Source organism: Halobellus sp. Atlit-38R (assembly GCF_003665925.1).
Lineage (GTDB): Archaea > Halobacteriota > Halobacteria > Halobacteriales > Haloferacaceae > Haloquadratum > Haloquadratum inordinatus.
Genome location: NZ_QXIJ01000332.1, coordinates 1 through 457, shown reverse-complemented (window position 1 = coordinate 457; position 457 = coordinate 1). Strand labels below are relative to the sequence as shown.

The following is a 457-nucleotide window of genomic DNA, read 5'->3' as shown; positions in this document are numbered from 1 at the left end:
GACTGGGACACCGAGTACGGCGACCTCGAACTGTCGATCAAGGTCGTCGGCGACGCCTACGACGCGATCGACCACGTCAACGACCACGGCTCGAAACACACGGAGTCGATCCTGACCGAGGACGCCGAGACGGCCGAGACGTTCATGACCGGCGTCGACGCGGCGAGCGTCTTCCACAACGCCTAGACCCGGTTCGCGGACGGCTACCGCTACGGGCTCGGCGCGGAGGTCGGCATCTCCACGGGGAAGATCCACGCCCGCGGCCCGGTCGGCCTGGAGGGTCTCACGACGTACAAGTACTACCTCGAAGGCGACGGCCATCTCGTCGCGAGCTACAGCGGCGAGGACGCGGTCCCGTTCACGCACCGCGAACTCGACGGCGCCGAGTGGACCCCCGGTCGCCTGTCGACGGAGTGACTCGCGGGTCGCGCTGACTCGCTTTCTCGTTTCGACTCTC

The 457-nt window shown here is 67.4% G+C and carries 1 pseudogene; it reads left to right on the top strand.

The window, feature by feature from the left end:
• Nucleotides 1-417 (top strand): annotated as a pseudogene (locus D3D02_RS19680) (gamma-glutamyl-phosphate reductase); the annotation flags it as partial.
• Between the last annotated feature and the right edge of the window lie 40 nt (nucleotides 418-457).